This is a genomic window from Rhizobacter sp., assembly GCA_021153565.1.
In the GTDB taxonomy this organism is placed as follows: Bacteria; Pseudomonadota; Gammaproteobacteria; order Burkholderiales; family Burkholderiaceae_C; genus Albitalea.
In genome coordinates, this window is record JAJKJU010000360.1 from 1 (window position 1) to 11,506 (window position 11,506).

At 65.4% G+C, this 11,506-nt stretch carries 2 protein-coding genes; both read right to left on the reverse strand.

Annotated features, from left to right (window positions below):
• Positions 1–472: 472 nt before the first annotated feature.
• Complete coding sequence (locus AC30NL_RS22190; protein WP_489466153.1) at positions 473–916, reverse strand: SMI1/KNR4 family protein; 444 nt, start codon at positions 914–916, stop codon at positions 473–475.
• Positions 917–926: 10 nt separating this feature from the next.
• Positions 927–11,456 (reverse strand): RHS repeat-associated core domain-containing protein, encoded by a 10,530-nt coding sequence (locus tag AC30NL_RS22195; RefSeq protein ID WP_489466154.1) that lies wholly within the window; start codon positions 11,454–11,456, stop codon positions 927–929.
• Positions 11,457–11,506 lie beyond the last annotated feature (50 nt).

The window sequence follows — 11,506 nt, forward strand, 5'->3', positions numbered from 1 at the left end:
ACGAAATCCTATGACGCCAATGTGAAAAAACAGCCGCCACCTTGCCAAAATCGGACGACGAATAATTCGGTAAGGCTACGACGGCAGTGAGGTGCGCAACAGCCTACCGCAAAGTGCAGGTGAACCAGCTGGCCGAAGCCCTGCATGAGGTGCTGCCCACGCTGTCCCTGAACAAGAGCGGCATCACCCCCAAGAGCGTGCTGTACAGGGTGTTGCTGCAACGCGGCTTGTTTGTTCGCTCTCAACTGGCACCCTCCACGTTTTACCATGGTGCACAAGCACCAATTGCTGGAGACCGAATCCGTCCAGAAGCACCGGCTGTCCTTTGCCATGCAGTTTGCCAACCAGCTGTGGCAGGCTGACACCCTGCACGGCCCCAGCATCAAGCAGCCTGGCCGCCAAGGGAAGACGCGCGGCAGATTTCAGGCGGCCTTTTCGCATTGCCCGATCACTGGGCGAGGGGCACGAGCGTCTAAAGTGGTCTCTTCAAACCCGTAGCTACAACGAAATCAAACAGGGAGTCAAACTTCCTCTCCAGCTGCTCTTCCGCTCCACTCAGGTAGAGATAGTAAATCTCCGGTGCACACATACGATCCGAATTCACTCTGAATCCGTAGAGGCCCCCAGTCTCATCGTCACTCACACTGAGGAAATCTCTTGGGATTTCGTGCTTAGTCTGGCGATCTACAACGTTCCACTCGCTGCCCGGAACGACGGAAAACACATTGGTGAAACCGAAGTACCCACCACCGAAATTCCGCAGGAAAGCGCGATATGTCTCATGCAGACGAAGGCCCAGTGCTTTTTCTGCGGATTCAATCTCCCCCGCCTGAGCCAAACGCTCCGCCCCCGCGAACCAATGCAAATGCTTCGCACGAGCATCTTCGACGACTACAGAGAACTCAGTAAGGTCCATGACGCGCTCGCTATTTGTCATAAATCAGGTCCGGATAGATGGTATCGGCTCCCTGCTCTCGAGCCCTGTACCACCAGTGAAGTTCCTTGTCTGCTTTGCGCATCTCTGCCGTTACCCCTTGATTCCGATTGCCGTTGGGATGAAGTGCCTTATTGCCTCGATGTTGATTCGGTACTACTTCGTGAATCGCTGAACCAGGCATCTGATCAGCGTGATGCAAGTCTGGGCTCGCAAGGCCCTTCGGCGTGCGCCCCATCAATGCATTAAAGATGTCTTGTTTCGACCAACGCCCTGCAATACGCACCGGGGAATCATTGACACCATATCCTGCGCCGGTTTGAGTATTTGGCGAGCTGGACGTATTTCCACCCCCACTTTCCCGCACGATCCGTTCGTTGGCAGCGTGAGTCTCGAATCCGTTGCTAGAACTTTCACGCGCAGCAGCACTCTCGCGCAAATTCGCCTCAACGTACTGCCGCCGCGTCAACGACGAAGCACCCCCGTTGCCGAACATCGGCTTGTCAACCGCATAGCTAGGCGCAGTCTCACCTTGCGCGGCGCGCGATGCATCGACCTTGGGTGCGCTCACCTCCGGCGAAGCCTTGGCCTCGGCCGAGGTCACCGTCTTGCCAGGCGCCGAATCAACCCCTGGGCCACCCTCGCCCTCCACTGTGATCCGCCCTGTCTGCTTGGGCACGGTGGCTTCGGTCACGGTGGTGCCTGTGGATTCGGCCGTGCGTGTGCCACGCGTTGCTGCTTGCGCGGCTCCAGCTTCAGCTTCTGCGACCACCTTCGTCGCCGTACGTGCACTTGCCGCGGCAGCCGCTTTTGCGGTCAGTGCCACCCCACCCCGTACCAGGCCGACGCCACCATCGATGGCCAGCACAACATCGGCGGCCAACTTGCCCCGCACGATCGCAGCGGTGAAGACGTTGCCGTCTGCTTCTTCCCGGCTTGCTCCGTCGAGTGCTTCGTTGACGCCTTGCTTGATGCGTGCAGCGGTCTCGCGCGGATTCATCACCGCGTGACCCAGCGCTTGTGCACGTTGCGCCGTGCGCATCGCTGCACCAAGGTCTCCGTGCGTGGCTGCAGCGGCATCACCTGCGACTTCAACCACCGCCACGGCGGTCATTGCCACGCCCAGCCCCGCACCAGCCAGTCCACCGGCTACGTCAACACCGAACTCGCTCCACGAATACCGCCCGGTCGGGTCCGTGTAGAACAGCGGATTCCCATAGGCATACAAGTACTTCTGATAGCTGTCGGGCCGCTCATCCTGCCCCTCGGCGGGATCCTGGCTGATGAAGCGCCCGATGCTCGGGTCGTAGTAGCGCGCCTTGAAGTAGTACAGCCCGCTCTCGGCGTCGGCCTGGTGCCCGGTGTAGGCGAACTTGTTGGCGCTTGAGCCCGTCGTGGTGGTCGGGTTGCCCCAGGCGTCGTACAGCGTCTCGCTCTTGACGCTGCCGTCGGCGGCGGTGGTGGCCACGATGGAGCCCAGCGCATCGGCGTGCAGCAGCTGGTTGCCGTCTTCGGCGCTCCACAGCGCCACCGGCCGGCCCTCGGCGAAGTCGTAGCGTGCGATCACGGTGCCGGCTGTATCGCGGTCTTGCACCGCGTTCTCTTCGTCCCACTGGGTTCTGAGCACCCGCGGCGGTGCGCCGGGCTGCAGCGGGTTCAAGGCCTCTTTGCTCACGCGCAGGCCGGTGTGGTCGGTGCTGTAGCGCCCGAGCACGGTGCCGTTCCGGCTCACGCTGGCAAGGTGGTCGCGCGCGTTCCACACGAAGGCGGTGGTGTCGCTGCCGTTGAGCTTTTGCGTCAGGTTGCCTTGCAGGTCGTAGCTCAGCGTGGTCGTGCCCGCGGCGCTGTCGGCGATCTGCGTGAGCTGGTTGCGTGCGTCGTAGGTGTAGCTGCGGGTGATGCTGCTCGGGCTTGATCCGCTGCTCACCACCGTCTCGCTCAGCCGGTTGTCGGCCGCGTCGTAGGCCCAGCCCGTATCGACCGCATTCGCGCCCTCCACCCGCTTGGTGCCGGTCAGCCGATCGGCGGCGTCGTAGGCATAGCTGGTGAGCTGCGCGCCGCCCGGGCGGTTGATGCGTTCCTCGGTGCGGTTTCCATTGAGGTCGTAGCGGTACTCGGTCAGGTTTAGCGGCGTGGCACCCTTGCTCAGCGCGATGCGCAGGGGCCGGCTGGCGGCGTCGTAGCTGCTGCTGGTGCCGGTGCCGTTGCCCCAGGTCTGCGCCAGCGTGAGGCCGCTGCGGTCGTAGCGGTATTGCACGCTGCCGGCCGGGCTGCTCAGCCCCGTCAGGCGGTTCAGCCCATCGTAGCCGTAGCGGGTCACCTTGGCGTCTTGCGTGGCCAGGGTCTTGCGGTTGCCGGCCGGGTCGTAGGCATAGGCCATCTGCGCACCGAAGCCGTCTTGCACACTGAGCTGGCGGTCGAAGGCGTCGTAGGTGTACGTCGAGACCCGTGCGCCGGCACCGGCACCCGCGCTGTAGCTCTCGCTGACCGTGATCGGGTTGCCGTTGGCGTCGTACACCGTGGCAATGCTCGCCAGGCCATCGACGCTGGCGCTGTAGCTCTTGCTGATCTCGCGGTTGAGCCCATCGAACACGCGAGTGATGGCCACGCCGTTGGCGTCGATGTGCTGCGTCAGGTTGCCGGCCAGGTCGTAGTTGAAGCTCTCGGTGGCCCCGCCCGGGTAGGTGACGCTGGCCCGGCGGTTGAGCTTGTCGTAGCCGTAGGCCGTGGCGTGGCCGCCCGCATCGGTGAAGCGCGTCAGGTTGCCGTTGGCGTCGCGGTCGTACTGGGCCGTGCGCGCCAGCGGCTCGGCCACCGCGGTGAGCCAGTTGCGGTTGTCGTAGACGTAGCTCGTGCGCGCGCCGCTGGGGCGCTGCTGCGCGGTCTTGTGGTTGTTGAGGTCGTATTCGAACTGGGTTGGTTCGCCGGCCGGGTTGGTGCTGTGGGTCGGGCGGCGGCGGGCGTCGTAGGCCACGCTGCTGATGCGGCCTTCGGGGTCGGTGCTCTGCACCACGTCGCCCATGGCGTCGCGCTGGCTCAGCGTGGTGGCGCCTTCGGGGGCGCTCTGGCTGGTTTGCAGGCCGCGCTTGTCGTAGCTGAAGCGGGTGCGGTTGCCGTTGGCGTCGGTGTGGGTGTCGACCTGGCCCAGCGGCGTGTAGGTGAGCGCCTCGAGTTCGATGCCGGCCTTGCTGCTGCCCACGCGGCGGTTCAGTGCGTCGTAGCGGTGCTCGCTGAGCGTGCCGCGCTTGTCGGTCTGGGTGAGCAGGTTGCCTACGGGGTCGTAGCTGCTCTGGACTTGGCCGCCCAGGGCGTCGGTGACGGTGGTGATGCGGTTGAGCGCGTCCGGCACGAAGCGGGTCGGGTGGCCGAGCGCGTCGGTTTGCGAGGTCTTGTTGCCGGCCGCGTCGTAGACGGTGTCGATCACGCCGCCGTCGGCGAAGATGACCTTGGTGGCGCGGTTGAGCTTGTCGTAGCGGGTGGTGGTCTTGTTGCCGCGCGCGTCAGTGGCTTCGAGTACGTTGCCGAACAGGTCGGGCAGGTACACCGGGCTGCGCCCGCCGGGCAGGCTGCTGCCGGTGCGCTGGTTGAGCGCGTTGTAGCTGTGGGTGCTGCGGTTGCCGTTGCCGTCGGTCTCGGCCGTCAGGTTGCCGGCGTTGTCGTATTCCCAGCTGCCGAGGGCGCCCAGCGCGTCGGTGCTGGAGGTGCGGCGGTTGAAGAGGTCGTAGCCGTGTCTCAAGGGGTTGCCGTTGGCCCAGGTCTCGTGGGTCAGGTTGCCCAGGGGGTCGTAGCCGTAGCTGGTGGTGCCGCCTTCGGGATCGCGGGCGGTGAGCTTGCGGTTGAGGGCGTCGTAGGTGAACTGCGAGATGCCGCCGCCCGCGTCGGTCTGGCGCGTGAGGTTGTTGGCGTTGTCGTAGACGAAGGCCTGGGTGTTGCCGTCGGGCCGGGTGATGGTCACCAGGCGGTTGGCGGCATCGTAGGCGTTCTGGGTGACGTTGCCGTTGGGGTCGGTGTCGCGGGTCTTGTTGCCAGCGGTGTCGTAGCCGTAGGTGGTGCTGCGCCCGAGCGGCTGGTTGACGGCGCTGAGGCGGTCCATCGCGTCGTAGGCCATCTCAGTGCGCCGACCAAGCGGGTCGATCGTGGCGGTGCGGTTGCCGTTGGCGTCGTATTCGTTGCCCCAGGCCTTGCCTTCGGCGTCGGTGGTCTTGGTGCGGCGGCTCAGCTCGTCGTACTCGTGGGTGGTGACCCGATCGGCCGTGGTCTCGCTGGTGAGGTTGCCTACCGCGTCGTAGGCGTAGGTGGTGAGCTTGCCCAGTGGCTCGGTGCGGGTCTTGAGGCGCAGGGCGTCGTCGTAGCTGTAGCGGGTGGTGTTGCCTTTCCAGTCGGTCTCGCTGAGCTTGTTGCCCGCGCCGTCGTAGCTGAACTGGCGGCTGGCGCTGCCGCCGGGGCCGCTCAAGGTGATGGTGTCGACCAGGCTGCCCTTTGAGTATGACCAAGTGGTGGTGCGCCCGCCTTCGTCGGTCTCGGTGAGCTTGTTGCCCACGGTGTCGTAGCTGCTGGTGCGTACGCCGCCGGCGGCGTTGGTCCGCTGGATGAGGTTGTCTTGGCCGTCGTACTGGAAGCGGGTGCGGTTGCCGTTGCCGTCGGTGGATTCGCTGACACGCCCGCGGCTGTCGCGCGGGGTCTCGGTGCGCGCTCCCACCGGGCTGGTGCTCGCGGACATGTTGCCGTAGGGGTCGTAGTCGTAGCGGGTGGTGTGGCCGTTGGCGTCGGTGCTGGACAGCCGGTCGCCGTTGCCGGCGTAGGTGTGGGTCACGCTGCCGATGGGCAGTTGCTCGGCGCTGACGTTGCCTTTGGCGTCGAGCTGGAAGGTATAGCTGTTGCCGTTGCGGTCGGTGCGGCTGGTGAGGCGCGATTTGCTGTAGGGCGCGCTGGTCTGGATCTCGTAGGTGTAGCTGGTCGATTTGCCGGCCACGCTCTCTCGGGTGACGTTGCCTTCGGTGTCGTAGTCGAAGCTGGTGGTGACGCCTCGGCCATCGGCTTTGGTGGTCATGAGCACATCGGCGTCGGCCCAGGTCATGCTGGTGGTGCCGGCGGTGTCGATGATGCTCAGCGGATTGCCGTAGGCGTTGAAGGTGTAGCTGGTAGTGCCGCCAGGAACGTTGGTGACCTTGGAGCTGAGCCACGCGGTGGTGTCGATGGCCAGGCTCATGGTGCCACCCAGCGGGGTGGTCACGTCGGAGACGGTCAGGTGGTCGAGCCAGAGGGTGAAGTCGGCGCCGCGCACCTGGATGGGGTGCAGGCCGTAGGTGTATTGGGTTTTGTCACCCTTGGCGTCGGTGGCAGTGAGCAGGCGGTAGCGGTCGGCCACGGCCACGGCATCGGTGGAATAGGCGAAGCTGCTCGTGCGGCCGTTGACGGCGTGCGAGATGAGGTTGCCGGTGGTGTCGTAGTCGAGTTCGACCTTTTGATCGCCGCTGGCTTCGACGCGGGTGAGCACGCTGCTCTGGCCGGCTGAGGCCTTGCCGGGGCGCAGGATGTTGCGGCTTTGGTAGGTGAAGCTCAGGCTGCGCCCGTCGCTGCGCTGAACCTTGCTCAGCAGCGGGTCGGGGAAGGCGTTGGTGTCGTATTCGTAGGTCTGGGTGTTGCCGTTGCGGTCGCTCACCTGCACGAGCTTCCATTGCACGCGCCGGTTGAAGTATTTGTAGTGGTAGGTGGTGCCGTCTTTGCTGAAGAAGTCCCAGGTGTTGTCGGCCCGGTTGGCGATGAGGGTGCCGTGGTAGCCCTTGTCGGGGGCCATGCTGCCGTCAGGCTTGGGGAAGAAGCGCACGGAGCCGGAGTCGCCGGCGCTGACGGACACTTCGCCGCAGCTGTTGATGCTGAGGCCCAGGTCGTGGTTGTGCGTCCAGTTGGCGCCGGTGCTGGACAACTCGCCGGCTGCCGCCGAGGAGTAGGAGGCAACGAAGTCGAGCGGGTTGCCACGCCCGGGCAGGCTCAGGCGTGGGGTCTGGTAGGTGAGGATGCCGTTGCGGGCGTTGACGCCTTTGACGAGGATCTGGCCCACCGGCAAGGCGTTGGACAGCCGGTAGTGCACTTCGATGTTGTGGCTGGCTTCGTCGGTCAGTGAGGGATCGGCGGCGGCTTTGGCCTTGACGACGATCTGGAAGCTGCCGCTGCCCAGCTTGGCGGCGTCGAATCCGACTTCGTTGACACCGATAGGGAAGGCTTTTTCGGCCACCAACTCTTGGGGCAAGCCGAGCGGTACGTCGTCGGCGCCCAACGCCTGGTAAGTGACGCTGGCCAGTGCGTCTTGCGTGAGCATGAAGGCCACCGTACCGGGGCGGTCGCACACCCGCTTGTTCACCTCGTCAACGTAGCGCGAGGCTCCGCTGGCGTGCATGTCGGCAATCAGCTTTTGCCGCAGCGGGAGGTCGAACTTGGCACTCTCAAGCTGGGTGATCGTGTGCTTGGTGACCAACTGCGCCTGGTACTGGTGCTGGTTTGGCTGGAAGGTCAGCGAGCGCGGCAGCAGCGCCTTGCCGGTGTCGATGGGGCTGTCGCCCGCGGCATAGCCTGCCCACGCGCCGTCTTTGAGCACGTTGGCGATCCAAGCGTTGGAGGAGTTTCTGTAGTCGGCCGGCTCGACCTTGTACTGGACTTCGATCGGGTACAGGCTCTTGCCGCTGCCATCGAGGTGAATCTTGTTCGGGTCTGCGCCCGCCTGTACGTTGCGCGAGACCACGGCGGTGATCGTCGGCTTGACGCCGAAGACGGTGCCGCCGGCTGTGCTGGCGCTGACAGGGCGAGAAAATGTCTGTGGCCCGGACAACGTGTTTTCAATACCGGTGACGGTGACACTCGCGCTGACGGTGCTGGTGTTGCGCCCTGGCGCCGCGCCGGTACGCACGGTGAACGAACTGGAGCTGATTGCCGCCGAGCCCCCATTTGAAACGTTGACTGAATCGATGTTGCCGGAGGCCGGCACCCAATTGAGGTAGGGCTGGAATCGCACCTTGCCGTTGGAGTCGAAGAAGTAGGGGTACTCCGACCGGTAGAGAGACACCTGGAATGGGCCGGGGTAGGCCTGGCCCGGGCTGGCGGCCGTGAGGGTGTTGCCCTCGCCGTCAGCCTCACCGCCTGAGGTGCCGAGGTAGCCGTAATAGGTGACCGCGCTGGTCGACGCCACGCACGCGCCGTTGTTGGTGTAGGTGAACTGGCGTGACACGCCGTTGGCGCTGGCGCTCACCCGGTTGGTACCACCGAGTTCGTTGCTCAAGACGACGCCGGCGAAGACGACACCGTTGGACGCTGTCTTCAGCGACAGGCTTTGACTGCCGCATTGGCCCAGCACCCTGCCGCTGGCGCACGCCTTGGCGCTGACAGAGGCATCCCACAGGGCGCCTGGCTTGAAGTTGCCCGGGGGACCATCGGCAGGGCATGAGGGAGTGGAATTGATGGAGAAATTGACGCTGACGTTGGCGATCGGGTTGGCGTATTGGTCAATCGTGCCCAGGCTCAGGACGTCGGCCGTATCAGACGGCCAGCCGGCGGTGGCGGGGTCGCTCTTGGGCTTGAGGTCGGCCAGCACGTCGGGCAGTGCGAGTGCGCTGAAGGGTTCGGGCGGCTGCAGCGTGCCCGCGGCGCTGTCGACGTAGGCATCAACGTTGACCCAGCCGACCTGGGTGGCGAATTCATCACCCGGGTTGCGCATGATCCAAACGGAATTGATGCCGGTGCTCTGGCCGAGCGTGGCGCTTGTCGAGGCCATGCCGAGCACGTTGGTCGGCAAGGTGATCGACGAGTTGCCGCCGGCAAGCTTGGCGTCGCCAGTGATCACGGTGAACGTGACTTGCGCGCCTTTGACGGGACGCCCGAGCTTGTCGAAGACCTGCACGGCGTAGGGTGCTGTCAAGGCCTGGCCCACGGTGCCACGCTGCCCGTCACCCGCACCGACTTTGCTGACTTTGACACCCGAGCGCGGGTCGTTGTTGGCCTCTTCGGTCTGCATGGCGGCAAAAGCATCGGCCAGGAAGCCGAGCGTCCAGAGCTCCGGCGGGATCACGGTTTCGCCGCCAGCGAGGCCGCCCGAGATGAAGAACCCTGCCCGCCCGCCTTTGAAGGCCTGCCACACGGAGCCGGTCCAGGCGTTCACAGTGAGCTGGCGTTCGGGGATGCGCACGTTGTGCCCCTGGCGAACCAGGTCGCGCACTGCGGCTTTCACGGAATCGCTGTGATCGGTGGCGTCAAGCGCGCCGAGGTTGGCGCTGGCCAGGTCGAGGACACGAATGCCTTGCTCGTTTGCGAGCTGCACGCCGCGGTCGGCAGAGATGGCGTCGACCGAGAACTGGTCATTGAACACGTATTGTTCGAGCGACGAGCCGGCCAGTGCCGACAGTGTGAGGAAGTCGCTCGCGCTTGCGCCCACGGCATCGACCGGGCGCAACGCGGCGTCGATGCTGACACCTGTCCATTCGAGAGTGACCGGCACACCGGCAACCAGCGAGGGGCGCACGGTGGTGCTGGCCAGTGTGACGGCCGGCACGGGGCGCACAACGCCTGTATCTAGCCAGCCGGCGATGTCACGGTCGGCGTCGTTCCATTGCTTGGCGTAGAACACGCCCAAGCCATCGAGCAGGCGTGCGCCGAGGTATTCACCGTCTGAAGCGGCAGCAGTTTCCGGGCGCGGAGGGTCATTGGCGATTACCAGTGCGTGGTAGGCCCCGGCAACCACGGTCTGGTCGACCTCTTGCACACCCCACGGGCCACTCAGCTCGATGCTGAGCCGCAGGCTCGCGCCGGGTTCGACCCGGTCGGTCGCGGCGGCTGCAACATCGCCACCAAGCTTGAGCTGGCCGCGCAGGCCAATCAGGTAGAGCGGCACCGCATCCATGCCGCCGTACAGCAACGAAACCCGGTGGTCTTCGAGGCTGGCCGGGCCGTACGACAGCGTGACGCGTGAGTTCACGGCATCGGCCATCGGCAGGGTCTTGTCAAGCACGACCGGGTCGGTCGCATGGCTGCCCTGGTAGAGGCGGATGCGAACGGTAGCGAGTTCTGAGGCCGGCAGGTCGGCCGCTTCGCGGGTGACTGCCGTCACAGCATAGGGCAGGCTGTTGGGCAGGATGTCGAGCTGCAGCGTGTCGTTTGCCGAGCTGTTGCGCTGGCTGTCCCAGGTGCCGGTGCTGCCGCTAGCGTTGAGCGCGCTCGCCGTCTTCAGACGCAGAAACTCGCCGAAGGGCACGAGGCTGGTGTGCGATTGGTATTCAGTGCTCAAAGCGGCAGCGGTGAAGCTGCGCCCGAAGAGGCCCGATGAGGGCTTGAAGCTGACCGTCTTGTAGAAGGGGTCGAGGGGAATCCAGGTCTTGCCGGAGGCGTCAACCAGCGCGCCGCGGTAGTTGGTGTAGGGCACGTAGGCACTGACCCAGGTGCGGGCAAGCTGCACGGCGGCCACGCGGCCGGCACGCACGACCGGGCTGTAGGCGAGGCCCGCCTTGGTCAGGGCGGCGGGCACGAAGGCCGCGTCGGCCGTTGGCAGGCCCAGTTCGGACGCCAGCCGTTCGAGCGGCACCTCGACAACGCCCTGCACGTAGCGGGTGTTCAGGCCTGCGGCCCGCAGCAATGCGGTCAACAGGCTCGCTTGGTCGACGTCATTGCCGGCGCCGCTGCGCAGTGCACCGACAGCCCCCTTGACGGAGCCGGCATACCACTCGTTGCGCGTGGTGTTGCGCACGAATTCGTAGATGCGGACATAGTCATTGCCGAGCGCCTTGGCCTTGGCAATGACCTCGTCGGTCAGCGGGGCCTGTGCGGTTGCGGCGTTGTCTTCGGCGGTCGAGGCGGTTTCGGTCTTGGTTTCGTAAGTCGGCACGAGGGCCGGCGTCAACACGGGCTGGCGGGGCGCAAGGCTCAGGCCACCGAACGGCACGGCCTGGGCGCGCAGGATGGGTGCCTCGGCCGGACGCGTCTGCTGGCGGCGAAGCAATGCCAGCGCCTGGGTTGCGGCCGTCTTGGCGCGCGATGCATCGATTTGGGTGTTCGGTACGAACAGCGGGTCCAGCAAGGCCTGCACTCGCGCGAAAGCAGCCAGCACCTGCGACTGCGCCTTTTCGTGACGGCCAATGTATGCCGCGCCATCGGACGACTGCTTGAGCCGCTCGCCTTCAGCCGTGAACTTGATCTGCACGACTTGTGCTGCCGCCCGCCACACGTCGTAGCGCCCCGCCAACTGGGTAAGCGCCCCGCCCCGGTCTGCGTATGCCTGCAGCGCGGCCTGCAGTTGCTGCTGGGCCTGATCGAGCTGGCGCGCGTCGGCGCCTCGGCCGGCATCGGCACTGGCGGCCGGCACTTGCAGGCCCCGCAGTGCATCGATGGCCTGCCGCGCACTGGCACCGCGGGTCAATTGCTGCAACACGCGTTGCGCACCCTCGTTGCCAGCGACGGTCTGTGCGAATGCCGATGCGGCGACGAACAGCACACTGCACGCTAGCAGCGGGGCAAGGAGGCAGCGGACGGAAACGTTATTCATGTTGTGTGCGCGGCGCCTGCATCGCGGTCGAAGCTCGGGCGCCGAGAGTC